Genomic DNA, 25,111 nt, shown 5'->3' with positions numbered 1-25,111 from the left:
CGTGATTGATAAATCCGCCTTTATTCATCCTACTGCTATTGTGGAAACCGGTGCCATCATTGGCGCTAACGTCCACATTGGCCCGTTTTGTATTGTTGGACCCCATGTCGAAATTGGTGAGGGTACAGTACTGAAATCTCATGTTGTCGTGAATGGTCACACGACCATTGGCTGCAATAACGAGATCTATCAGTTCGCTTCCATCGGCGAAGTTAACCAGGATCTGAAATATGCTGGTGAGTCGACCCGTCTGGAAATTGGCGATCGTAACCGTATTCGCGAAAGCGTCACTATTCATCGTGGAACAGTACAGGGTGGTGGGTTGACGAAGGTGGGCAGCGATAACCTGTTTATGGTTAATGCGCACATCGCGCACGACTGTACCGTGGGTGACCGCTGTATTCTTGCCAACAACGCAACGCTGGCAGGACACGTATCGGTTGATGACTTCGCAATTATTGGCGGCATGACCGCAGTCCATCAGTTCTGCATCATTGGTGCGCACGTGATGGTTGGCGGATGCTCCGGTGTGGCGCAGGACGTCCCACCGTATGTGATTGCGCAGGGCAACCATGCCACGCCGTTTGGCGTGAACATCGAAGGCCTCAAGCGTCGTGGTTTTAGTCGCGAAGCGATTACTGCCATCCGCAACGCGTACAAACTGCTGTACCGTAGCGGTAAAACGCTGGAAGAGGCGAAGCCGGAAATTGCCGAGCTGGCGAATAAGCACCCGGAAGTGAACGCGTTCATGGAATTCTTTGACCGTTCAACAAGGGGTCTGATTCGTTAATGGTCGACAGTCGTCCGCTTACGATAGCCCTGGTCGCCGGAGAAACCTCCGGCGATATTCTTGGTGCCGGTCTCATCCGCGCGCTTAAGGCGCGTGTACCCAATGCTCGCTTTGTCGGCGTTGCTGGCCCGCTGATGCAGGCCGAAGGCTGTGAAGCCTGGTATGAAATGGAAGAACTCGCCGTGATGGGCATCGTTGAGGTGCTGGGACGGCTACGCCGTTTGCTGCACATCCGCGCCGATCTCACCCGCCGTTTTACCGAACTCAAACCCGATGTGTTTGTCGGTATCGATGCGCCTGATTTCAACATTACCCTCGAAGGGAATCTGAAAAAGCAGGGTATCAAAACAATTCACTACGTCAGTCCGTCCGTCTGGGCGTGGCGACAGAAACGCGTTTTCAAAATCGGACGGTCCACCAACCTGGTGCTGGCTTTCCTGCCTTTCGAAAAAGCGTTTTACGACAGATTTAATGTTCCGTGCCGTTTTATCGGTCATACCATGGCGGATGCGATGCCATTGGATCCGGATAAAAACGCGGCGCGCGACGCGCTGGGCATCCCGCACGATGTGCACTGTCTGGCACTGCTACCGGGCAGCCGTGGCGCAGAAGTTGAGATGCTGAGCGCCGATTTCCTCAAAACTGCGCAAATTCTTCGCCAGACCTATCCGGATCTTGAAGTGGTTGTTCCGCTGGTAAATGCGAAACGCCGTGAGCAGTTTGAGCGCATCAAAGCGGAAGTCGCCCCGGATCTTCACGTCCGTCTTCTGGACGGGAAAGGGCGGGAAGCGATGTATGCGAGCGATGCCGCGCTGCTGGCCTCCGGCACGGCGGCGCTGGAATGCATGCTGGCGAAATGCCCGATGGTGGTCGGTTATCGCATGAAGCCGTTCACTTTCTGGCTGGCAAAACGTCTGGTTAAAACGGATTATGTCTCCCTGCCAAACCTGCTTGCCGGGCGCGAGCTGGTGAAAGAGCTGCTGCAGGATGAGTGCCAGCCGCAGGCGCTTGCCGATGCACTACTGCCGCTGCTCGCGAACGGCAAGACCAGCCACCAGATGCACGATACCTTCCGCGAACTGCATCAACTGATCCGCTGTAATGCTGATGAGCAAGCGGCTGATGCGGTGCTGGAGTTAGCAAAATGATGGAATTTGTTTATCCTCACACTCGCCTTGTGGCGGGCGTGGACGAAGTGGGTCGTGGCCCGTTGGTCGGGGCTGTGGTGACTGCCGCGGTGATCCTCGATCCGGCTCGCCCGATTATCGGGCTGAACGACTCAAAAAAATTGTCTGAAAAACGCCGTCTGGCGCTGTTCAGTGAGATTCAGGAGAAGGCGCTGGCCTGGAGCCTGGGGCGCGCTGAACCGCATGAAATAGACGAGCTGAATATTTTGCATGCCACGATGCTGGCGATGCAGCGTGCGGTAGCAGGTCTGAAAATTTCCCCGGAATATGTCCTGATTGACGGCAACCGCTGTCCGGCATTGCCCATGCCTTCAATGGCGGTCGTCAAAGGCGATAGCCGGGTCGCAGAAATTAGCGCAGCTTCTATTATTGCCAAAGTGACGCGCGACGCCGAAATGGCCGCGCTGGACCTCACTTATCCTCAGTATGGTTTCGCCCAGCATAAGGGGTATCCCACACCTTTCCATCTGGAAAGGCTGGCTGAACATGGCGCAACCGAACATCACCGGCGCAGTTTTGGCCCGGTGAAGCGCGCGCTGGGACGGGTGTCCTGAATCAATACGCAAGCAATTAAGTAACGCGGAATCTGAAGATGGCTGAACCACGTTTCGTACACCTGCGGGTGCATAGCGACTACTCCATGATCGATGGGCTGGCGAAGACCGGGCCGCTGGTAAAAAAGGCGGCCTCCCTTGGCATGCCCGCGCTGGCGATCACCGATTTTACCAACCTGTGTGGCCTGGTGAAGTTCTACGGAACGGCGCACGGCGCGGGGATAAAGCCCATCGTCGGGGCGGATTTTCATGTGCAGAGCGATCTCATCGGCGATGAAATGACGCAAATCTCCGTGCTGGCGATGAACAACACGGGCTATCAAAACCTCACTCTGCTTATCTCAAAAGCCTATCAGCGCGGATATGGTGCGCTGGGCCCGTGGATCGACAGGGACTGGCTGGCTGAGCTGAACGAAGGGCTGCTGCTGATCTCTGGCGGCCGTATGGGCGATGTCGGTAAATGTCTGCTGCGCGGCAATAGCGCGCTGGTGGATCAATGCGTCTCGTTCTATGAGGAGTATTTCCCGGATCGTTATTATCTGGAGTTGATCCGCACCGGTCGCCAGGACGAAGAGAGCTATCTCCATGCGGCGGTCGCACTTGCGGAAGAACGCGGGCTGCCCGTCGTCGCGACAAACGATGTACGCTTCCTCGAGCCGGGAGATTTTGACGCTCACGAAATTCGCGTGGCGATCCACGATGGCTTCACGCTCGACGATCCGAAACGGCCGCGTAATTACTCCGCTCAACAGTACATGCGCAGCGAGGAGGAGATGTGTGAACTCTTCTCCGATATCCCCGAAGCGCTGGAAAACAGCGTAGAGATCGCCAGGCGCTGTAACGTTACCGTCCGCCTCGGTGAATACTTCCTGCCGCAGTTCCCGACGGGTGACATGACCACGGAAGATTTCCTGGTCGTGAAATCAAAGGAAGGTCTGGAAGAGCGTCTGGAATTCCTGTTCCCGGATGAGGCCGTTCGCAAAGAGAAGCGGCCGCCGTACGATGAGCGCCTGGATATTGAACTCCAGGTCATCAACCAGATGGGCTTCCCGGGCTACTTCCTGATCGTAATGGAGTTTATCCAGTGGTCAAAGGATAACGGCGTACCGGTCGGACCGGGGCGTGGCTCCGGTGCGGGATCGCTTGTGGCCTATGCGCTTAAAATTACCGACCTCGATCCGCTGGAATTCGACCTGCTGTTCGAACGTTTCCTTAACCCGGAACGTGTCTCCATGCCCGACTTTGACGTCGACTTCTGCATGGAGAAACGCGACCAGGTGATCGAGCACGTTGCCGATATGTACGGCCGTGATGCGGTATCGCAGATTATTACGTTCGGTACGATGGCGGCGAAAGCGGTTATCCGCGACGTCGGCCGCGTGCTGGGCCACCCGTACGGGTTTGTCGATCGCATTTCTAAGCTGGTGCCGCCCGATCCGGGCATGACGCTGGCAAAAGCGTTTGAAGCCGAACCTCAGCTGCCGGAAATCTACGAAGCTGACGAAGAAGTGAAAGCGCTGATCGACATGGCGCGAAAGCTGGAAGGCGTCACGCGTAACGCCGGCAAGCATGCGGGGGGCGTGGTTATCGCCCCGACCAAAATTACCGACTTCGCGCCGCTCTACTGCGATGAAGCGGGTGAGCACCCGGTTACTCAGTTTGATAAGAACGACGTAGAATACGCCGGGCTGGTGAAGTTTGACTTCCTCGGCCTGCGTACGCTGACGATCATCGACTGGGCGCTGAAGATGATCAACCCGCGCCGGGAAAAGCAGGGCCTTGAGCCGATAGACATTGCCGCCATCCCGCTGGATGACAAGAAAAGTTTCGACATGCTGCAGCGCTCGGAGACGACGGCCGTCTTCCAGCTTGAATCCCGCGGCATGAAAGATCTGATTAAACGCCTGCAGCCCGACTGCTTCGAAGATATGATCGCACTGGTCGCCCTGTTCCGTCCGGGCCCACTGCAGTCAGGGATGGTAGATAACTTTATCGACCGTAAGCACGGTCGCGAAGAGATTTCTTACCCGGACGTTCAGTGGCAGCATGAAAGCCTGAAGCCGGTGCTGGAGCCAACCTACGGCATTATCCTGTATCAGGAACAGGTCATGCAGATTGCTCAGGTGCTTTCCGGCTATACGCTCGGCGGCGCGGACATGCTGCGTCGTGCGATGGGTAAGAAAAAGCCGGAAGAGATGGCCAAGCAGCGTTCCATCTTTGAAGACGGGGCGAAGAAAAACGGCGTTGACGGCGAGCTGGCGATGAAAATCTTCGACCTGGTGGAGAAATTCGCCGGGTACGGATTTAACAAATCCCACTCAGCCGCCTATGCTTTGGTGTCGTATCAAACGCTGTGGCTGAAAGCGCACTATCCTGCTGAATTTATGGCGGCGGTAATGACGGCCGATATGGACAACACCGAGAAGGTGGTGGGCCTGGTGGATGAGTGCTGGCGTATGGGCCTTAAGATCCTGCCGCCGGATATTAACTCAGGGCTCTACCACTTCCACGTCAACGACGACGGAGAGATCGTTTACGGGATCGGCGCGATCAAAGGCGTGGGCGAAGGTCCGATCGAGGCGATCATCGAAGCGCGTAACAACGGCGGGTATTTCCGCGAGCTGTTCGATCTTTGCGCCCGTACCGATACCAAAAAACTGAACCGTCGCGTGCTGGAAAAACTGATCATGTCCGGCGCGTTTGACAGGCTGGGGCCGCACCGCGCCGCGCTGATGAATTCCCTCGGCGACGCCCTGAAAGCGGCGGATCAGCACGCAAAAGCGGAAGCCATTGGTCAGGCGGATATGTTCGGGGTGCTGGCGGAAGAGCCAGAGCAGATCGAGCAATCTTATTCCAACTGCCAGCCGTGGCCAGAACAGGTGGTATTGGATGGGGAGCGTGAGACGTTAGGCTTGTACCTGACGGGGCACCCGATCAACCAGTACATCAAAGAAATTGAGCGCTATGTCGGCGGCCACAGGCTTAAAGACATGCATCCGACAGAACGTGGTAAAATCACCACGGCTGCGGGGCTCGTGATTGCCGCAAGGGTTATGGTCACCAAGCGCGGTAATCGTATCGGCATCTGTACGTTGGATGACCGTTCCGGGCGTCTGGAGGTGATGTTGTTCACCGACGCGCTGGATAAATACCAGCAATTGCTGGAAAAAGACCGCATACTTATCGTCAGCGGACAGGTCAGCTTTGATGACTTCAGTGGGGGGCTTAAAATGACCGCCCGCGAAGTGATGGACATTGACGAAGCCCGGGAAAAATATGCTCGCGGGCTTGCTATCTCGCTGACGGACAGGCAAATTGATGACCAGCTTTTAAACCGACTCCGTCAGTCTCTGGAACCCCACCGCTCGGGGACAATTCCAGTACATCTCTACTATCAGAGGGCGGATGCACGTGCGCGGTTGCGCTTTGGTGCAACGTGGCGTGTCTCTCCGAGCGATCGTTTACTGAACGATCTCCGTGGCCTCATTGGTTCGGAGCAGGTGGAACTGGAGTTTGACTAATACAGGAATACTATGAGTCTGAATTTCCTTGATTTCGAACAGCCGATTGCTGAGCTGGAAGCGAAAATCGATTCTCTGACAGCGGTAAGCCGTCAGGATGAAAAACTGGATATTAACATCGACGAAGAAGTGCATCGTCTGCGCGAGAAAAGCGTAGAGCTGACGCGCAAAATCTTTGCCGATCTCGGCGCATGGCAGGTGGCCCAGCTGGCTCGCCATCCACAGCGTCCGTACACCCTGGATTATGTCCGCCTGGCGTTTGACGAATTTGACGAACTGGCAGGCGATCGCGCATACGCTGACGATAAAGCTATCGTTGGTGGTATCGCGCGTCTGGACGGACGCCCGGTGATGATCATTGGTCATCAGAAAGGTCGTGAAACCAAAGAGAAAATCCGTCGTAACTTCGGTATGCCAGCACCAGAAGGCTACCGTAAAGCCCTGCGTCTGATGGAGATGGCTGAGCGTTTCAACATGCCAATCATCACCTTCATCGACACCCCGGGTGCATACCCTGGCGTGGGCGCGGAAGAGCGCGGTCAGTCTGAAGCTATCGCGCGCAACCTGCGCGAGATGTCTCGTCTGAAGGTGCCGGTCATCTGTACCGTTATCGGTGAGGGTGGTTCCGGCGGTGCGCTGGCGATTGGCGTGGGCGATAAAGTGAATATGCTGCAGTACAGCACCTATTCCGTTATCTCCCCGGAAGGCTGTGCGTCCATTCTGTGGAAAAGCGCCGACAAAGCGCCGCTGGCTGCAGAAGCAATGGGCATCATTGCGCCACGCCTGAAAGAGCTGAAGCTGATCGACTCCATCATTCCGGAACCGCTGGGTGGTGCGCATCGTAAGCCGGAAGTAATGGCGGCTTCTCTGAAAGCGCAGCTGCTGGCTGACCTGGCAGATCTGGACGTGCTGAGCAAAGACGATCTGCTCAACCGCCGCTACCAGCGTCTGATGACCTACGGTTACGCGTAAGCTTCACAATTATCTGAAAAGCCGCACAATGTTGCGGCTTTTTTTATACCTGCGGTTTAGCCGGACTATGCTTAGCTAATGTTTTTTAAGGAGGAAGCCCATGAATATCATTGCCATTATGGGGCCACACGGCGTCTTTTATAAAGATGAGCCGATTAAGGAGCTGGAGCAATCCCTGCAGTCGCGCGGGTATCAGCTAATCTGGCCGCACAACAGCGCCGATCTGCTGAAGTTCATCGAGCATAACCCGCGTATCTGCGGCGTGATCTTCGACTGGGACGAATACGATCTCGAACTGTGCAGCGACATCAACAAGCTGAACGAATACCTCCCGCTGTACGCGTTTATCAATACCCACTCAACCATGGACGTCAGCGCCAATGATATGCGTATGGCGCTGTGGTTCTTTGAATATTCCCTCGGCGTTGCGGAAGATATTGCGACCCGCATTCAGCAATACACGAATGAATATCTCGATAACATCACTCCCCCCTTTACCCGCGCGCTCTTCACCTACGTGAAGGAGGGCAAATATACCTTCTGTACGCCTGGTCATATGGCGGGAACGGCCTATCAAAAAAGCCCGGTGGGCTGCCTGTTCTATGATTTCTTCGGTGGCAACACGCTAAAAGCGGACGTGTCGATTTCAGTCACCGAACTAGGCTCCCTGCTGGATCACACCGGCCCGCATCTTGAAGCCGAAGAGTATATCGCCCGCACCTTTGGCGCCGAGCAGAGCTATATGGTGACCAACGGCACCTCGACCTCGAACAAAATTGTCGGGATGTACGCTGCGCCTGCTGGCAGCACCTTGCTGATTGACCGTAACTGCCATAAATCGCTGGCACACCTGCTGATGATGAGCGACGTCGTACCGCTCTGGCTGTCGCCCACGCGTAACGCGCTCGGTATTCTTGGCGGCATTCCGCGCCGTGAGTTCACCCATGACGCCATTGAAAGTAAGGTCGCGGTAATTCCTGGCGCAAGCTGGCCTGTCCATGCGGTGATTACCAACTCCACCTACGACGGTTTGCTGTACAACACAAACTGGATCAAACAGACGCTGGACGTGCCGTCGATCCACTTCGATTCCGCATGGGTGCCTTACACTAATTTCCATCCGATTTACGCCGGTAAAAGCGGCATGAGCGGTGAACGCGTGCCGGGTAAAGTGTTCTTCGAAACGCAGTCGACGCATAAAATGCTGGCGGCGTTTTCCCAGGCTTCGCTTATTCACATCAAAGGCGAGTACGACGAAGACACGTTCAACGAAGCCTTTATGATGCACACCACCACCTCGCCGAGCTACCCGCTGGTGGCCTCTATTGAAACGGCCGCGGCGATGCTGCGCGGCAATCCCGGTAAGCGTCTCATCAATCGTTCGGTGGAACGCGCGCTGCATTTCCGCAAAGAGGTTCAGCGGCTTAAAGATGAAGCCGACGGCTGGTTCTTTGATATCTGGCAGCCGGAAGAGATTGATGAAGCCGAATGCTGGCCCGTCTCGCCCGGCGAAGACTGGCATGGCTTCCGGGATGCCGATAGCGACCATATGTTCCTCGACCCGGTAAAAGTGACGATCCTGACGCCGGGCATGGATGAACAGGGCAAGATGAGCGATGAAGGTATTCCGGCCGCGCTGGTCGCGAAATTCCTTGATGAACGTGGCGTGGTGGTAGAGAAAACCGGCCCCTATAACCTGCTGTTCCTGTTCAGCATCGGGATCGACAAAACCCGCGCGATGGGGTTGTTGCGCGGCCTGATGGAGTTTAAGCGCGCCTACGATCTTAACCTGCGGGTGAAGAACATGCTGCCGGATCTCTACGCTGAGGATCCTGACTTCTATCGAAATATGCGCATTCAGGATCTGGCCCAGGGGATCCACAGGCTGATCCGTCAGCACGATCTGCCGCGTCTGATGCTTCAGGCGTTCGATGTCTTACCGGAGATGAAGTTTACCCCGCACAAGGCATGGCAGCGCCAGGTGAAAGGGGAGGTCGAAACCGTCGAGCTGGAAAACCTGGTCGGGCGCGTATCGGCTAACATGATCCTGCCTTACCCACCGGGCGTTCCGCTCCTGATGCCGGGAGAGATGATTACCGAAGAGAGTCGGGCCGTGCTCGATTTCCTGCTAATGCTCTGCTCTGTCGGGCGCCACTATCCCGGTTTTGAGACGGATATCCACGGTGCGAAGCGCGACGAGAGCGGCGTTTACTGGGTGCGAGTCCTAAAATAAGGGTGACCGCTTGCCAGGCGCGGGTTATCGGTTGTAACGTTCAGGCATCATAAAAAGGAGAAGCTATGCTGGGTTTAAAAGCTGTTCATCATATTGCGATCATTGCGACCGATTACGCGAAAAGTAAGGCCTTCTACTGCGACATCCTGGGCTTTACGCTCATGAGCGAGGCCTACCGCGAGGAGCGCGACTCCTGGAAGGGCGACCTGGCGTTAAACGGGCAATATGTGATTGAGCTCTTCTCTTTTCCTTTTCCGCCTGCACGTCCGTCCCGCCCGGAAGCCTGCGGCCTGCGTCATCTTGCCTTCAGCGTCGATGACCTGGATAGCGCAGTTAAGCATCTGGAAGCGCACGGCGTGACGTGCGAAGCGATACGCGTCGATCCGTTCACCGACAAGCGCTTTACTTTTTTCAACGATCCGGACGGCCTGCCGCTGGAGCTTTATCAGCAGTAATGGTTGTCCTGTGTGATAATGCCCGCTCAGTTCGGGCATTTTTTATGTGTAATCTCCTATGACCTCACCCGCTATCGCACAAGCCGTTTCACCGTACCGCCAGCTGCTGGTGGGGTTTAGCGGTGGCCTGGATTCTACCGTGTTGCTGCATCGCCTTAAGCTTTGGCGCGATCGGGAGCCTGACGTCCAGCTTCGGGCGATGCATATTCACCACGGATTAAGTCCTCACGCAGAGGCGTGGGTGGTGCACTGTGAAGCCTTGTGTGCGGCCTGGGCGATCCCGCTCATCGTTGAGCGCGTCACGCTTGCGAAGGAAGGGCTGGGCATCGAAGCGCAGGCGCGGAAAGCCCGCTATGCCGCGTTTGCCGGGGCATTACGTCCTGGAGAAGCGCTGGTCACGGCCCAGCATCTGGACGATCAGTGTGAAACCTTTCTGCTGGCCCTTAAGCGGGGCAGCGGCCCGGCGGGACTTTCTGCCATGCCGACGCGTTCTGAATTTGCCGGCACAACGCTACTGCGTCCGCTGCTTGGCGAGACGCGTGCCTCGCTGGAAGCCTGGGCGCGAGAACATCAGCTGAACTGGATCGAAGATGAGAGTAACCAGGATGACGGCTATGACCGTAACTTCCTGCGTCTGCGCGTCCTCCCGCTTTTAGGCGAGCGCTGGCCGCATTTCGCCGACGCGACGGCAAGAAGCGCCATGCTGTGCGCCGAACAGGAATCGTTGCTGGATGAACTGTTGAGCGACGAGCTGGCTGCACTCATTTCTGCCGACGGGGCGCTGGCGATCGCACCGATGAAAGCGATGAGCCCGGTACGTCGCGCCGCGCTGCTACGGCGCTGGCTGGCCTTTCATCGCGCCGCGATGCCGTCGCGGACAATGCTGAGCCGTATCTGGGACGAAGTCGCACTGGCGCGGGATGATGCTTCCCCGTGCGTCCACCTGAACGGTTTTGAGGTGAGACGCTATAAAGGGGAGCTCTGGTGGATAAAATCCATGCCCTCGCTGACCGATGTGGTGCTCGACTGGCTTTCTCCTGACGCGCCCCTGATATTGCCCTGTGAGGCAGGACGCGTTTCTCTTCTGTCGTCTGGTCATGTGCGGCTGCCGAAGCCCGATGAACTGGTCACCGTGCGCTTTAAGGCTGGCGGCCTGCTGCATATCGTCGGGCGCAACGGGGGACGGAAGCTGAAGAAAATATGGCAGGAGTGTAACGTGCCGCCGTGGCTGCGCGACACCACGCCGCTACTGTTCTACGGTGAAACGCTTATCGCTGCTGCAGGGGTGTTCATCACGGAAGAGGGGTGGTCAGAAGAGGGCGTTCGTTTTGAGTGGCAGAAAGCGTAACGGGCAGCCAGGCTGCCCGTTAGTGTCATCAGGATTCGCTCACCACGACGGTGCCGATTTGCGGGTGGCTGAAGCTGGCTATTTTGTCCAGACGCAGCTCACGCGTCGCACCGGCGTCTTCCACTATCAGGTATTCCACATTCTTTCGTGAAACCAGATCGCTGGCTTTCGCCTTCAACACTTCGCCATCTTTTAGCTCCAGCGTCAGTAATAAATGATGCTGGCAGGCGAGTTCGAGGTTGTCATAGTCATCACAATTGATGGGTTGATAAGTATCATTCATCGACATAATCGCTCACCAGTAAATTCGCCGCAGCATACGCTGCTTTTTCCCTGACCGACTCTGAAAGGCTCTCATCAGAGGCCACTTCATTAAGCACCTTCAATACACAGCCCAACGCGTCCGGGATATACCCCAGATCTCCGCTGGCGATTTCCGCATACCGTTTGCGAATTAACTCACAATAATTATTCACATCCCCTCCCGCCAGCGCACTGACTTACTGTGAGATATCATTAAGCCTACGAAGATAAACTCGGTTTAGCAAGGTGACTATACCATACTCATTTAAGCAATATCAGAGCCTTGATAGCGGTGTATTTAACACCCTGTAACAGCCTTTTGCCGCGGTTTTCGCTACAATGTGCGCCTGATTCGAATGGAGTTCTCTCATGGCGCTGAAAGCGACAATTTATAAAGCAGTGGTCAATGTGGCCGATCTGGATCGCAACCAGTTCCTCGACGCGTCGCTTACGCTGGCACGCCACCCCTCCGAAACCCAGGAGCGCATGATGCTGCGCCTGCTGGCGTGGATCAAGTATGCCGACGAGCGTCTGCAGTTTTCCCGAGGGTTAAGCGCAGAAGACGAGCCTGAAGCCTGGCTGCGCAACGATCATCTGGGTATCGATTTGTGGATCGAACTCGGCCTGCCTGACGAGCGCAGAATTAAGAAGGCCTGCACCCAGTCCGCTGAAGTGGCCTTATTCGCGTATAATCAGCGCGCTGCGGAGATTTGGTGGCAGCAAAACAAGAGCAAGTGCGGACAGTTTAAAAATCTCACGGTCTGGTATCTGGATGATGAGCAACTGGCGCAGTTGAGCGAGTTCGCCAGCCGGACCATGGTTTTGCAGGCGACAATTCAGGATGGCGCCATCTGGCTCTCTGATTCTCAGAATAATCTGGAAATTCATTTAACGGCGTGGCAACCCGCGTCATGATCGTCTTGTCCCGAAACGTCAGCATCCCTGACAGCGAGCTGGAGATCACCGCCATCCGTGCGCAGGGGGCTGGCGGGCAGCACGTCAACAAGGCGTCGACGGCTATCCATTTGCGTTTTGACATTCGGGCCTCAAGCCTGCCAGAGTATTATAAAGAAAGCCTGCTTGCCGCCAGCCATCACCTGATCACCAGCGATGGCGTGATTGTGATCAAAGCCCAGGAGTACCGCAGCCAGGAGCTCAACCGGGAAGCGGCGCTAGCCAGGCTAGTGGCGGTCATCAAAGAGCTAACGGCAGTACAAAAAAGCCGCCGGGCAACGCGGCCAACCCGCGCATCGAAAGAGCGTCGGTTGTCCTCGAAGGCCCAAAAATCCACAGTGAAAGCACTACGCGGTAAAGTTCGTCGCCCGACAGAGTGACGAAAGGGAACACACTTTTCATAAGGAATTCATTGTGAAAAAAGCATTATGGTCAGCGCTGGCAGTGAGTACGCTGTTTGCGCTTTTTGGGTGTAACAACCGCTCCGAAACGCAGGTTTTACAACCCACGCAAACGGAAGAATTAAAACCGATGCAGCAAAGCTGGCGCGGCGTATTGCCTTGCGCGGACTGCGAAGGCATTGAAACGTCGCTGTTCCTGCAAAAAGATGGCACCTGGGTGATGAATCAGCGCTATCAGGGCGTTAAAGAGCCTTCTTCTTTTGCCACTTATGGCACCTGGGCGCGTACGGCGGAGAAGCTGGTCCTGACGGATACCTCCGGTGAGAAAACCTTTTTCCGCGCCAAAGGTGAGGGGATGGAGATGCTTGACCGCGAAGGCAACCCGATTGAATCCCAGTTCAACTACACGCTGGCGCCGGTAAAAGCGGCTCTGCCTGCCACGCCGATGGCAATGCGGGGGATGTACTTCTATATGGCGGATGCGGCGATCTTTACCGACTGCGCAACCGGCAGGAAGGTCAGCGTGGCAAACAATGCGCAGCTTGAACGTGATTACGCTGTGGCACGCGGCAATGACAGCAAGCCGGTATTGCTGACGGTTGACGGTCACTTTACGCTGGAGCCAAACCCGGATAGCGGGGAGATGGTGAAAACGCTGGTGGCAGATAAAGACGCGAAGTTTGTTGCGGGTAAAGACTGTAACAGTAAATAAGCCGACGCTGAGCCATTAAAAAACCCCGCCTGAGCGGGGTTTTTTGTTTAGCCTTTGATGGCTTTCACCAGGTAATCAAGAATGTCGCCGGTCTTGATCATCTGTTTCTCGCCGCTGCGACGGTATTTGTATTCAATCTCATCGCTGTCGAGGTTACGGTCGCCGATGACGACGGTGTGCGGGATACCGATCAGTTCCATATCGGCAAACATCACGCCCGGACGCTCTTTACGGTCATCCATCAGCACTTCGATACCCTGAGCGCGCAGCTCGGCATACAGCTTCTCGGCCAGCTCCTGCACGCGGTAAGACTTGTGCATGTTCATTGGCAGAATAGCCACCTGGAACGGCGCAATATTGTCCGGCCAGACGATGCCGCGTTCGTCGTAGTTCTGCTCAATCGCCGCAGCCACCACGCGCGTCACCCCGATACCGTAGCAACCCATGGTCAGGATCTGGTTACGGCCATCTTCACCCTGAACGGCCGCGTTCAGCGCGCGAGAGTATTTATCACCCAGCTGGAAGATATGACCCACTTCGATGCCGCGCTTAATCATCAGGGTACCCTGGCCGTCCGGGCTTGGATCGCCTGCAACCACGTTACGGATGTCAGCCACTTCCGGCGTCGCCACGTCGCGATCCCAGTTGATGCCGAAGTAATGTTTACCGTCGATGTTCGCACCTGCGGAGAAGTCGCTCATTGCCGCAACCGTGCGGTCAATGACAACAGGCACCGGTAGATTGACTGGACCCAGTGAACCTGGACCCGCATTCACCACGGCGCGGATTTCCGCTTCCGTTGCGAAGGTCAGCGGGCTGGCTACCTGCGGCAGCTTCTCGGTTTTCACTTCGTTCAGCTCATGATCGCCACGCACCAGCAGGGCAACCAGCGGATAAGCGCTACCTTCGGTAGATTTCACCAGCAGGGTTTTCACGGTTTTTTCGACTGGCAGATTGAACTGCTCAACCAGCTCGGCAATGGTTTTAGCGTTTGGCGTATCAACCAGCGTCATCTCTTGCGTTGCCGCCCCGCGTGGTTCTTTTGGCGCCAGCGCTTCTGCAAATTCGATATTCGCCGCGTAATCTGAAGAGTCAGAGAAGATCACATCGTCTTCACCGCTCTGCGCCAGGACCTGGAACTCATGGGAGGCGCTACCGCCGATGGAGCCGGTATCGGCCTGCACAGCACGGAAATCCAGACCCATGCGGGAGAAGATTTTGCTGTACGCCGCGTACATTGCGTCGTAAGTCTCTTGCAGTGATTCCTGAGAGGTATGGAATGAGTAAGCATCTTTCATCAGGAATTCGCGAGAGCGCATTACGCCGAAACGTGGGCGAACTTCGTCACGGAACTTGGTCTGGATCTGGAAGAAGTTCAGCGGCAGCTGTTTGTAAGAGCTCAGCTCATTACGAATCAGGTCGGTAATGACTTCTTCATGCGTTGGGCCGAGAACGAAAGGACGCTCGCCGCGATCGACAAAGCGCAGCAGTTCAGGACCATATTGTTCCCAACGGCCGCTCTCCTGCCACAGGTCAGCGGGCTGAACCACAGGCATGGACACCTCGATAGCACCGGCGTTGTTCATCTCTTCACGCACGATGTTTTCGACTTTTTTCAGGACGCGCACGCCGGTCGGCAGCCAGGTGTATAACCCGGAGGCCAGCTTGCGGATCATCCCGGCGCGCAGCATCAGCTGATGGCTGATCACTTCGGCGTCGGCAGGCGTCTCCTTCAGAGTGGAGAGCAGATATTGGCTAGTACGCATGTTGTTACGGTTCCATTTCGACGATTGGAACAGGCTGAAACACCAGCCTGACACAAAAAAGTGGTTTAGTTTACCAGTGTGGCAAAGATGCCAAAAGAGAGGAGAACAAAATTACCTGGGTTCAAGGGCAAACACTTCAAAACCTGCCCCGGTGACGCGCCATCGAACGTTGAAATCGAGCAGCCAGACGGCGTACGTTTTTCCTTCTTCCTCATCTTTACGGTAGGCCGGACGAGGGTCCTGTGCCAGAACTTCAGTGATGAAATCCCGTAAGCGAGGATAGCGTTTCTCCAGCTGACCGATCTGCGCGGTTATCTCTGGCGTAAAATAAACAGGCATGTCCGCCTGCGGTGCGTCCTGAGCATAACTTGCACGCGCGTCCGGGAGCGCTTCGGCGAAGGGCAAATAGGGTTTGATGTCGATTACCGGCGTGCCGTCTACCAGGTCCAGACTACCTAACTCCAGTATCACCCGATCTTTCTGGCAGCGTATGCCTTTCAGTTCAACCAGCGACATGCCAACCGGGTTTGGGCGGAAGGTCGAGCGAGTCGCAAACACGCCCATTCTCGCATTTCCGCCAAGACGAGGAGGGCGCACGGTAGGACGCCAGCCGCCTTCCATCGTCTGGTGAAACACGAACACCACCCATAAATGGCTGAAAGCCTCGAGCCCGCGTACAGCATCGGCCTGATTGTAAGGCGCAATCAGGTGAAGCTCACCGCTTCCGCTGGTGACCAGACCGGGCTGGCGGGGGACGGCGAACTTCTCTTTATAAGGAGAATGGATAACGCCTATCTGCTCGAACTGAAATGCACTCATTTCGCCGTGATGTTCAGCGCAGAACCGATGCAAACCGCCTGACGATAGCAGCCCGGCGTGCCGCTGGTGACTTCACAGCTGTGCAGCAGGACCGCGTTGGCTTTCATTTTTGCGGCATTAATCTGCATACGTTTACGCGCTGTCGGAATATTCGGTGGTGAGTCCTGATTGGTTGCCTGACAGGATTCGCCGCTCACTTCGCCCAGTTCACGGAACGGTTTACCGACGAGTTCGTCTGCTTTCGTGATAATGCGAACCGGCGCAGGGCGAACCACTTTCGGTTTTGCAGGCTCGGTTTTTGGCGGGGTTGCCGTGCTTTGAACAGGTTCAACGGGAGATCTGCTTAGCATAGAACAGCCGCTCAGCATGAGTGCTAAAAGACAGATCGGTAAAGCACGCATAATAGTTCCTCAATGGATAATCAAAACGTCAGATATTGAATCAGTTGACTGCACAAATGACAAGACGGGCATAAGCCCGTCCTGATGATATTACACTGAGGTGAGATTACCAGCCTTTAACAGCGCCGCCGTTAAACACTTTGTTGGCTTCCTGGTAAACTTCATCAGACTGATAAGCCTGAACGAATTTCTTCACGTTTTCCGCGTCCTTGTTGTCTTCGCGAGTCACGATCAGGTTAACGTACGGGGAGTCTTTATCTTCAACGAAGATACCGTCTTTAGCTGGCGTCAGGCCAATCTGGCTGGCGTAAGTGGTGTTGATAACGGCCAGGGCAATCTGCGCATCGTCCAGAGAACGAGGCAGCTGCGGTGCTTCCAGTTCAACAATTTTCAGATTTTTCGGGTTCTCGGTGACATCCAGAACGGTTGGCAGCAGGCCAACACCGTCTTTCAGTTTTATCAGGCCCACTTTCTGCAGCAGCAGCAGGGAACGACCAAGGTTGGTTGGGTCGTTAGGCACGGCAACCTGAGAGCCCGGCTGCAGCTCGTCCAGCGATTTAATTTTCTTAGAGTAACCGGCAATTGGATAAACGAAGGTGTTACCAACACCCACCAGTTTATAGCCACGATCTTTGATCTGCTGATCCAGGTATGGCTTATGCTGGAAGGCGTTAGCGTCGATATCGCCTTTGCTCAGCGCTTCGTTCGGCAGAACGTAATCGTTGAAGGTCACCAGCTCAACGTCCAGGCCATACTTCTCTTTCGCCACTTTCTGAGCAACTTCAGCAACCTGTTGTTCTGCACCCACGATAACGCCCACTTTAATGTGGTTTGGATCTTTTTCGTCCTGACCGCAACCCACCAGTGCCAGAGAGCCGATCAGCGCGCCTACTGCTGCAAAGGTCTTTAATTTAAACGCCATGTTTTATCCTTAACTCGTAGAGTTTGTGTTGTGTGTAACGTTATTTGTGAGTAACGGTCCGGACGATGCGATCGCCAGAGAACTGGATTAAATAAACCAGAACAACCAGCAATACCAGAACGGTATTCATCACGGTAGCGTTATATCCAATATAGCCGTACTGGTAACCAATCTGGCCTAAACCGCCAGCGCCAACTGCGCCACCCATTGCGGAATAACCGACCAGCGTGATGAGCGTGATGGTTGCCGCGTTCACCAGGCCCGGCAGTGCTTCCGGGAGCAGAACTTTGCGGACGATCTGCATCGGCGTTGCGCCCATTGCGCGGGAAGCCTCAATCAGACCTGTCGGGATTTCCAGCAGGGCGTTTTCCACCATACGGGCGATAAACGGCGCTGCGCCTACGGTCAGCGGAACGATGGCCGCCTGCAGGCCGATAGACGTTCCGACGATCACGCGGGTAAACGGAATCATCCACACCAGCAGAATAATGAAGGGGATAGAACGGAAGATGTTCACCAGCGCAGAGAGCGTACGGTACAGCTTCGCGTTCTCAATGATTTGACCCGGACGCGTCACGTACAGCAATACGCCGACCGGCAGGCCAATCACAAAACCAAAGAAGCCAGAAACAAAGGTCATTGCCAGCGTTTCCCAAACGCCGCGAACCAGCAGCCACATCATCGGCTCAGACATAACCCAGTACCTCTACTTTTACATGGTGTTCTTGCAGCCAGGCAATCGCGGCCTGGGTTTCTTCTTGTGTGCCGTGCATTTCTGTCAACATGATGCCGAACTTCACGCCACCGGCGTAATCCATCTGCGCGCTGATGATGTTGTTGTTTACGTTAAAGCGACGCGCGGTTTCGGAAAGCAGGGGAGCGTCAACGGACTGACCGGTGAACTCCATGCGCAGCATCGGGACGCTGTCTGCTGCGGGTTCGGTTTTCAAACGCTCCAGATAATCTTCCGGAATATCCAGATGCAGCGTGGACTGGATGAACTGCTGTGCCAGCGGCGTCTTCGGATGCGAGAACACTTCACTTACCGTGTCCTGCTCGATCAGTTCACCGTTGCTGATGACCGCCACGCAGTCGCAGATGCGTTTCACCACGTCCATCTCATGTGTAATAAGGAGGATCGTCAGGCCCAGGCGACGGTTAATGTCTTTCAGCAGTTCCAGAATCGAACGCGTGGTTGCCGGATCCAGTGCGCTGGTGGCTTCATCACACAGCAGTACCTTAGGATTGCTTGCCAGCGCGCGGGCAATGGCCACACGCTGCTTTTGCCCACCGGACAGATTTGCCGGGTAGCTATCATGCTTGTCGCCCAGACCCACGAGATCGAGCAGTTCGGTGACGCGACGCTTCACTTCTTCTTTTGGCGTGTTATCCAGCTCAAGCGGCAGGGCAACGTTGCCGAATACGGTGCGGGAAGCCAGCAGGTTAAAGTGCTGGAAGATCATGCCAATCTGACGACGCGCTTTGGTGAGTTCTTTCTCTGAAAGGGCGGTAAGTTCCTGGCCGCCAACTTCTACGCTGCCCTGGGTTGGGCGCTCAAGCAGGTTAACACAACGAATCAGCGTGCTTTTACCTGCACCCGATGCGCCAATGACGCCATAAATTTGACCAGCAGGAACATGCAGGCTGACGTTGTTCAGCGCCTGAATGGTTCGGTTCCCCTGCTGGAACACTTTGGTGATATTGGAAAGTTTAATCATTAGATTATTTTTATCGTATGTAAGTTAGCCGTGGCATTTTCTTCTGCCAGATACGGGTGATGGCCGTAAACAAAACGGATGTTAAGGCATCCAGACGTCTAAATCAATCCAACTCTGTACGATGAGCACTTTATTGCGCTGCGATTCATGAGATACTAGTCGAACATGCCTTTTTCAGGAGCAAACCGGTGGCAAAATCAGTACCCGCAATTTTTCTCGATCGTGACGGCACTATTAATGTGGATCACGGTTATGTTCATGAGATTGATGAGTTCGAGTTTATCGAGGGCGTAATAGATGCCATGCGCCAGCTGAAAGAGATGGGTTATGCGCTGGTGGTTGTGACGAACCAGTCCGGTATTGCACGCGGTAAATTCACCGAGGCGCAGTTCGAGACGCTGACGGAATGGATGGACTGGTCGCTAGCCGACCGCGGTGTGGATCTCGACGGCATCTACTATTGTCCGCACCACCCGCAGGGAACCGTTGAAGCGTATCGTCAGACCTGTGACTGCCGTAAGCCGCATCCCGGGATGTTCATCTCTGCACAGGAGTTCCTGCACATTGATATGTCTGCTTCTTATATGGTGGGCGATAAACTGGAAGATATGCAGGCAGCCGCCGCAGCGGGTGTAGGAACCAAAATATTAGTTCGCACCGGTAAGCCAGTGACGCCAGAAGCAGAAAATGCAGCGGATTGGGTGATTAATAGTCTGGCCGATCTGCCAAAAGAGATTAAAAAGCACCAAAAATAGCCTTTTTGGTGAAAAGATGAGCGGTTGAAATAAAAATGCATTTTTCCGCTTGTCATTCCTCGGCGGCCCCCTATAATGCGCCTCCATCGACACGGCGGATGTGAATCACTTCACAAACAACCCGGTCGGTTGAAGAGAAAAATTCTGAAATAACGGGTTGACTCTGAAAGAGGAAAGCGTAATATACGCCACCTCGCAACGGTGAGCGAAAGCCGCGTTGCAACTGCTCTTTAACAATTTATCAGACAATCTGTGTGGGCACTCAAAGTGACATGGATTCTTAATGTCTTCGGACAATAAATGAATACCAAGTCTCTGAGTGAACATACGTAATTCATTACGAAGTTTAATTCACGAGCATCAAACTTAAATTGAAGAGTTTGATCATGGCTCAGATTGAACGCTGGCGGCAGGCCTAACACATGCAAGTCGAGCGGTAACACGGGGAGCTTGCTCCTGGGTGACGAGCGGCGGACGGGTGAGTAATGTCTGGGAAACTGCCTGATGGAGGGGGATAACTACTGGAAACGGTAGCTAATACCGCATAACGTCGCAAGACCAAAGAGGGGGACCTTCGGGCCTCTTGCCATCAGATGTGCCCAGATGGGATTAGCTAGTAGGTGGGGTAACGGCTCACCTAGGCGACGATCCCTAGCTGGTCTGAGAGGATGACCAGCCACACTGGAACTGAGACACGGTCCAGACTCCTACGGGAGGCAGCAGTGGGGAATATTGCACAATGGGCGCAAGCCTGATGCAGCCATGCCGCGTGTATGAAGAAGGCCTTCGGGTTGTAAAGTACTTTCAGCGGGGAGGAAGGTGTTGTGGTTAATAACCACAGCAATTGACGTTACCCGCAGAAGAAGCACCGGCTAACTCCGTGCCAGCAGCCGCGGTAATACGGAGGGTGCAAGCGTTAATCGGAATTACTGGGCGTAAAGCGCACGCAGGCGGTCTGTCAAGTCGGATGTGAAATCCCCGGGCTCAACCTGGGAACTGCATTCGAAACTGGCAGGCTAGAGTCTTGTAGAGGGGGGTAGAATTCCAGGTGTAGCGGTGAAATGCGTAGAGATCTGGAGGAATACCGGTGGCGAAGGCGGCCCCCTGGACAAAGACTGACGCTCAGGTGCGAAAGCGTGGGGAGCAAACAGGATTAGATACCCTGGTAGTCCACGCCGTAAACGATGTCGACTTGGAGGTTGTGCCCTTGAGGCGTGGCTTCCGGAGCTAACGCGTTAAGTCGACCGCCTGGGGAGTACGGCCGCAAGGTTAAAACTCAAATGAATTGACGGGGGCCCGCACAAGCGGTGGAGCATGTGGTTTAATTCGATGCAACGCGAAGAACCTTACCTACTCTTGACATCCAGAGAACTTTCCAGAGATGGATTGGTGCCTTCGGGAACTCTGAGACAGGTGCTGCATGGCTGTCGTCAGCTCGTGTTGTGAAATGTTGGGTTAAGTCCCGCAACGAGCGCAACCCTTATCCTTTGTTGCCAGCGGTTCGGCCGGGAACTCAAAGGAGACTGCCAGTGATAAACTGGAGGAAGGTGGGGATGACGTCAAGTCATCATGGCCCTTACGAGTAGGGCTACACACGTGCTACAATGGCGCATACAAAGAGAAGCGACCTCGCGAGAGCAAGCGGACCTCATAAAGTGCGTCGTAGTCCGGATTGGAGTCTGCAACTCGACTCCATGAAGTCGGAATCGCTAGTAATCGTAGATCAGAATGCTACGGTGAATACGTTCCCGGGCCTTGTACACACCGCCCGTCACACCATGGGAGTGGGTTGCAAAAGAAGTAGGTAGCTTAACCTTCGGGAGGGCGCTTACCACTTTGTGATTCATGACTGGGGTGAAGTCGTAACAAGGTAACCGTAGGGGAACCTGCGGTTGGATCACCTCCTTACCTTAAAGAACCTGCCTTTGTAGTGCTCACACAGATTGTCTGATGAAAAACAGCAGTAAAAATCTCTGCAGGCTTGTAGCTCAGGTGGTTAGAGCGCACCCCTGATAAGGGTGAGGTCGGTGGTTCAAGTCCACTCAGGCCTACCAAACTCCTTTTAAAGGATGAGCGGTACAGAGATTGCAAACGATGGGGCTATAGCTCAGCTGGGAGAGCGCCTGCTTTGCACGCAGGAGGTCTGCGGTTCGATCCCGCATAGCTCCACCATCTTTTACTGCGAACACAAGAAAACTTCAGAGTGAACCTGAAAAGGTGCACTGCGAAGTTTTGCTCTTTAAAAATCTGGATCAAGCTGAAAATTGAAACGACACACATGTTATGTGTGTTCGAGTCTCTCAAATTTTCGCAATCAGAAGTGAAACATCTTCGGGTTGTGAGGTTAAGCGACTAAGCGTACACGGTGGATGCCCTGGCAGTCAGAGGCGATGAAGGACGTGCTAATCTGCGAAAAGCGCCGGCGAGGTGATATGAACCTTTGACCCGGCGATGTCCGAATGGGGAAACCCAGTGTGATCCGTCACACTATCGTTAACTGAATACATAGGTTAACGAGGCGAACCGGGGGAACTGAAACATCTAAGTACCCCGAGGAAAAGAAATCAACCGAGATTCCCCCAGTAGCGGCGAGCGAACGGGGAGCAGCCCAGAGTCTGAATCAGCTTGTGTGTTAGTGGAAGCGTCTGGAAAGTCGCACGGTACAGGGTGACAGTCCCGTACACGAAAGCACACAGGTTGTGAACTCGAAGAGTAGGGCGGGACACGTGGTATCCTGTCTGAATATGGGGGGACCATCCTCCAAGGCTAAATACTCCTGACTGACCGATAGTGAACCAGTACCGTGAGGGAAAGGCGAAAAGAACCCCGGCGAGGGGAGTGAAAAAGAACCTGAAACCGTGTACGTACAAGCAGTGGGAGCACCCTTGTGGTGTGACTGCGTACCTTTTGTATAATGGGTCAGCGACTTATATTCTGTAGCAAGGTTAACCGTATAGGGGAGCCGAAGGGAAACCGAGTCTTAACTGGGCGTTAAGTTGCAGGGTATAGACCCGAAACCCGGTGATCTAGCCATGGGCAGGTTGAAGGTTGGGTAACACTAACTGGAGGACCGAACCGACTAATGTTGAAAAATTAGCGGATGACTTGTGGCTGGGGGTGAAAGGCCAATCAAACCGGGAGATAGCTGGTTCTCCCCGAAAGCTATTTAGGTAGCGCCTCGTGAACTCATCTTCGGGGGTAGAGCACTGTTTCGGCTAGGGGGCCATCCCGGCTTACCAACCCGATGCAAACTACGAATACCGAAGAATGTTATCACGGGAGACACACGGCGGGTGCTAACGTCCGTCGTGAAGAGGGAAACAACCCAGACCGCCAGCTAAGGTCCCAAAGTCATGGTTAAGTGGGAAACGATGTGGGAAGGCACAGACAGCCAGGATGTTGGCTTAGAAGCAGCCATCATTTAAAGAAAGCGTAATAGCTCACTGGTCGAGTCGGCCTGCGCGGAAGATGTAACGGGGCTAAACCATGCACCGAAGCTGCGGCAGCGACGCTTATGCGTTGTTGGGTAGGGGAGCGTTCTGTAAGCCGTTGAAGGTGTGCTGTGAGGCATGCTGGAGGTATCAGAAGTGCGAATGCTGACATAAGTAACGATAAAGCGGGTGAAAAGCCCGCTCGCCGGAAGACCAAGGGTTCCTGTCCAACGTTAATCGGGGCAGGGTGAGTCGACCCCTAAGGCGAGGCCGAAAGGCGTAGTCGATGGGAAACAGGTTAATATTCCTGTACTTGGTGTTACTGCGAAGGGGGGACGGAGAAGGCTATGTTAGCCGGGCGACGGTTGTCCCGGTTTAAGCATGTAGGCGGAACGATTAGGTAAATCCGGTCGTTTATTAACGCTGAGGTGTGATGACGAGGCACTACGGTGCTGAAGTAACAAATGCCCTGCTTCCAGGAAAAGCCTCTAAGCATCAGGTAACACGAAATCGTACCCCAAACCGACACAGGTGGTCAGGTAGAGAATACCAAGGCGCTTGAGAGAACTCGGGTGAAGGAACTAGGCAAAATGGTGCCGTAACTTCGGGAGAAGGCACGCTGATATGTAGGTGAAGCCCCTGCGGGTGGAGCTGAAATCAGTCGAAGATACCAGCTGGCTGCAACTGTTTATTAAAAACACAGCACTGTGCAAACACGAAAGTGGACGTATACGGTGTGACGCCTGCCCGGTGCCGGAAGGTTAATTGATGGGGTTAGCGGCAACGCGAAGCTCTTGATCGAAGCCCCGGTAAACGGCGGCCGTAACTATAACGGTCCTAAGGTAGCGAAATTCCTTGTCGGGTAAGTTCCGACCTGCACGAATGGCGTAATGATGGCCAGGCTGTCTCCACCCGAGACTCAGTGAAATTGAACTCGCTGTGAAGATGCAGTGTACCCGCGGCAAGACGGAAAGACCCCGTGAACCTTTACTATAGCTTGACACTGAACACTGGTCCTTGATGTGTAGGATAGGTGGGAGGCTTTGAAGCGTGGACGCCAGTCTGCGTGGAGCCAACCTTGAAATACCACCCTTTAATGGCTGGTGTTCTAACGTAGACCCGTGATCCGGGTTGCGGACAGTGTCTGGTGGGTAGTTTGACTGGGGCGGTCTCCTCCCAAAGAGTAACGGAGGAGCACGAAGGTTAGCTAATCCTGGTCGGACATCAGGAGGTTAGTGCAATGGCATAAGCTAGCTTGACTGCGAGAGTGACGGCTCGAGCAGGTGCGAAAGCAGGTCATAGTGATCCGGTGGTTCTGAATGGAAGGGCCATCGCTCAACGGATAAAAGGTACTCCGGGGATAACAGGCTGATACCGCCCAAGAGTTCATATCGACGGCGGTGTTTGGCACCTCGATGTCGGCTCATCACATCCTGGGGCTGAAGTAGGTCCCAAGGGTATGGCTGTTCGCCATTTAAAGTGGTACGCGAGCTGGGTTTAGAACGTCGTGAGACAGTTCGGTCCCTATCTGCCGTGGGCGCTGGAGAATTGAGGGGGGCTGCTCCTAGTACGAGAGGACCGGAGTGGACGCATCACTGGTGTTCGGGTTGTCATGCCAATGGCACTGCCCGGTAGCTAAATGCGGAAAAGATAAGTGCTGAAAGCATCTAAGCACGAAACTTGCCCCGAGATGAGTTCTCCCTGACCCTTTAAGGGTCCTGAAGGAACGTTGAAGACTACGACGTTGATAGGTCGGGTGTGTAAGCGCAGCGATGCGTTGAGCTAACCGATACTAATGAACCGTGAGGCTTAACCTTACAACGCCGAAGCTGTTTCGGCGAAGAGAGAGACAGGATTTTCAGCCTGATA

At 54.7% G+C, this 25,111-nt stretch carries 20 protein-coding genes, 2 tRNA genes and 2 rRNA genes; 16 read left to right on the top strand and 8 right to left on the bottom strand.

Going from position 1 to position 25,111, the window contains the following annotated elements; all coding sequences use genetic code 11:
* Position 1 precedes the first annotated feature (1 nt).
* From lpxA to tilS, 8 genes are all read left to right on the top strand, one after another.
* Entirely contained in the window at positions 2 to 790 is a 789-nt protein-coding gene (gene lpxA / locus FOY96_RS17610) for an acyl-ACP--UDP-N-acetylglucosamine O-acyltransferase (protein WP_023310462.1), read from the top strand.
* Positions 790 to 1,938, top strand: coding sequence for a lipid-A-disaccharide synthase (gene lpxB / locus FOY96_RS17605; RefSeq protein WP_023334578.1), 1,149 nt, complete (start codon positions 790 to 792; stop codon positions 1,936 to 1,938). Before lpxA ends, lpxB begins: the two co-directional genes overlap by 1 nt.
* Positions 1,935 to 2,531: a ribonuclease HII gene (gene rnhB / locus FOY96_RS17600; RefSeq protein WP_024907528.1), complete on the top strand. Its 597-nt coding sequence runs from the start codon at positions 1,935 to 1,937 to the stop codon at positions 2,529 to 2,531. Before lpxB ends, rnhB begins: the two co-directional genes overlap by 4 nt.
* Before the next feature lie 38 nt (positions 2,532 to 2,569).
* Positions 2,570 to 6,052 (top strand): DNA polymerase III subunit alpha, encoded by a 3,483-nt coding sequence (dnaE, locus tag FOY96_RS17595; protein WP_143347509.1) that lies wholly within the window; start codon positions 2,570 to 2,572, stop codon positions 6,050 to 6,052.
* A 12-nt stretch (positions 6,053 to 6,064) separates the two neighbouring features.
* Positions 6,065 to 7,024: an acetyl-CoA carboxylase carboxyl transferase subunit alpha gene (gene accA / locus FOY96_RS17590; RefSeq protein WP_023310466.1), complete on the top strand. Its 960-nt coding sequence runs from the start codon at positions 6,065 to 6,067 to the stop codon at positions 7,022 to 7,024.
* A 100-nt stretch (positions 7,025 to 7,124) separates the two neighbouring features.
* Positions 7,125 to 9,257 (top strand): lysine decarboxylase LdcC, encoded by a 2,133-nt coding sequence (locus FOY96_RS17585; RefSeq protein ID WP_143347508.1) that lies wholly within the window; start codon positions 7,125 to 7,127, stop codon positions 9,255 to 9,257.
* A 65-nt stretch (positions 9,258 to 9,322) separates the two neighbouring features.
* Positions 9,323 to 9,712, top strand: a complete 390-nt coding sequence (locus FOY96_RS17580) for a VOC family protein (protein ID WP_023334583.1) — start codon at positions 9,323 to 9,325, stop codon at positions 9,710 to 9,712.
* A 58-nt stretch (positions 9,713 to 9,770) separates the two neighbouring features.
* Positions 9,771 to 11,060 carry a tRNA lysidine(34) synthetase TilS gene (gene tilS, locus FOY96_RS17575; RefSeq protein WP_143347507.1) on the top strand — a complete coding sequence of 430 codons (1,290 nt, stop codon included), beginning with the start codon at positions 9,771 to 9,773 and terminating at the stop codon, positions 11,058 to 11,060.
* A gap of 28 nt (positions 11,061 to 11,088) precedes the next feature.
* Here tilS and rof read toward each other — a convergent pair whose 3' ends face one another.
* Both rof and FOY96_RS17565 read right to left on the bottom strand, forming a co-directional pair.
* Positions 11,089 to 11,349 (bottom strand): Rho-binding antiterminator, encoded by a 261-nt coding sequence (rof, locus tag FOY96_RS17570; RefSeq protein WP_008501890.1) that lies wholly within the window; start codon positions 11,347 to 11,349, stop codon positions 11,089 to 11,091.
* Positions 11,336 to 11,536: a YaeP family protein gene (locus FOY96_RS17565; protein WP_006173580.1), complete on the bottom strand. Its 201-nt coding sequence runs from the start codon at positions 11,534 to 11,536 to the stop codon at positions 11,336 to 11,338. The genes rof and FOY96_RS17565 overlap by 14 nt, the downstream gene beginning before the upstream one ends.
* A 196-nt stretch (positions 11,537 to 11,732) precedes the next feature.
* On the opposite strand from FOY96_RS17565, the gene FOY96_RS17560 reads away from it, so the two are divergent.
* Genes FOY96_RS17560 through nlpE form a run of 3 tightly spaced genes read left to right on the top strand, consistent with a single transcriptional unit; the run spans position 11,733 to position 13,430 of the window.
* A complete protein-coding gene (locus FOY96_RS17560) occupies positions 11,733 to 12,278 on the top strand; it encodes a YaeQ family protein (protein WP_033144678.1) in 546 nt (181 codons plus the stop codon).
* Entirely contained in the window at positions 12,275 to 12,697 is a 423-nt protein-coding gene (arfB, locus tag FOY96_RS17555) for an alternative ribosome rescue aminoacyl-tRNA hydrolase ArfB (RefSeq protein ID WP_048974973.1), read from the top strand. The genes FOY96_RS17560 and arfB overlap by 4 nt, the downstream gene beginning before the upstream one ends.
* A 34-nt stretch (positions 12,698 to 12,731) precedes the next feature.
* The gene (gene nlpE / locus FOY96_RS17550; protein WP_143347506.1) at positions 12,732 to 13,430 is read left to right on the top strand and encodes an envelope stress response activation lipoprotein NlpE; all 699 of its coding nucleotides are present in this window, start codon (positions 12,732 to 12,734) and stop codon (positions 13,428 to 13,430) included.
* Between the two features lie 47 nt (positions 13,431 to 13,477).
* On the opposite strand, the gene proS is transcribed toward nlpE, so the two are convergent.
* From proS to metN, 6 genes are all read right to left on the bottom strand, one after another.
* Complete coding sequence (gene proS / locus FOY96_RS17545) at positions 13,478 to 15,196, bottom strand: proline--tRNA ligase (RefSeq protein WP_143347505.1); 1,719 nt, start codon at positions 15,194 to 15,196, stop codon at positions 13,478 to 13,480.
* A gap of 111 nt (positions 15,197 to 15,307) precedes the next feature.
* The gene (gene tsaA, locus FOY96_RS17540) at positions 15,308 to 16,015 is read right to left on the bottom strand and encodes a tRNA (N6-threonylcarbamoyladenosine(37)-N6)-methyltransferase TrmO (RefSeq protein ID WP_143347504.1); all 708 of its coding nucleotides are present in this window, start codon (positions 16,013 to 16,015) and stop codon (positions 15,308 to 15,310) included.
* The gene (gene rcsF, locus FOY96_RS17535; protein ID WP_008501883.1) at positions 16,012 to 16,416 is read right to left on the bottom strand and encodes an Rcs stress response system protein RcsF; all 405 of its coding nucleotides are present in this window, start codon (positions 16,414 to 16,416) and stop codon (positions 16,012 to 16,014) included. The genes tsaA and rcsF overlap by 4 nt, the downstream gene beginning before the upstream one ends.
* A 106-nt stretch (positions 16,417 to 16,522) precedes the next feature.
* Entirely contained in the window at positions 16,523 to 17,338 is an 816-nt protein-coding gene (gene metQ, locus FOY96_RS17530) for a methionine ABC transporter substrate-binding lipoprotein MetQ (RefSeq protein ID WP_014168729.1), read from the bottom strand.
* Positions 17,339 to 17,378: 40 nt separating this feature from the next.
* Positions 17,379 to 18,032: a methionine ABC transporter permease MetI gene (locus FOY96_RS17525; protein ID WP_014168730.1), complete on the bottom strand. Its 654-nt coding sequence runs from the start codon at positions 18,030 to 18,032 to the stop codon at positions 17,379 to 17,381.
* Positions 18,025 to 19,056 carry a methionine ABC transporter ATP-binding protein MetN gene (gene metN / locus FOY96_RS17520; protein ID WP_023310475.1) on the bottom strand — a complete coding sequence of 344 codons (1,032 nt, stop codon included), beginning with the start codon at positions 19,054 to 19,056 and terminating at the stop codon, positions 18,025 to 18,027. Before metN ends, FOY96_RS17525 begins: the two co-directional genes overlap by 8 nt.
* Before the next feature lie 188 nt (positions 19,057 to 19,244).
* Here metN and gmhB point away from each other — a divergent pair, with 188 nt between their 5' ends.
* The 5 genes from gmhB (at position 19,245) to FOY96_RS17495 (ending at position 25,059) form a co-directional block, all read left to right on the top strand.
* On the top strand, positions 19,245 to 19,811 hold the full coding sequence (gene gmhB, locus FOY96_RS17515; protein WP_029741186.1) for a D-glycero-beta-D-manno-heptose 1,7-bisphosphate 7-phosphatase: 567 nt from the start codon (positions 19,245 to 19,247) through the stop codon (positions 19,809 to 19,811).
* A 368-nt stretch (positions 19,812 to 20,179) separates the two neighbouring features.
* Positions 20,180 to 21,719, top strand: a 16S ribosomal RNA gene (locus tag FOY96_RS17510).
* A gap of 69 nt (positions 21,720 to 21,788) precedes the next feature.
* Positions 21,789 to 21,865: transfer RNA gene (locus FOY96_RS17505), tRNA-Ile, on the top strand.
* A 42-nt stretch (positions 21,866 to 21,907) separates the two neighbouring features.
* Positions 21,908 to 21,983 (top strand) — tRNA-Ala (locus tag FOY96_RS17500).
* 170 nt (positions 21,984 to 22,153) lie between these two features.
* A 23S ribosomal RNA gene (locus FOY96_RS17495) occupies positions 22,154 to 25,059 on the top strand.
* Together the 16S and 23S rRNA genes with 2 tRNA genes alongside form the textbook arrangement of a ribosomal RNA operon.
* Positions 25,060 to 25,111 lie beyond the last annotated feature (52 nt).

Origin of the sequence: Enterobacter asburiae (assembly GCF_007035645.1) — a bacterium.
Classification (GTDB): Bacteria; Pseudomonadota; Gammaproteobacteria; order Enterobacterales; family Enterobacteriaceae; genus Enterobacter; species Enterobacter asburiae_B.
This window is presented reverse-complemented; position numbering and strand designations above follow the sequence as displayed.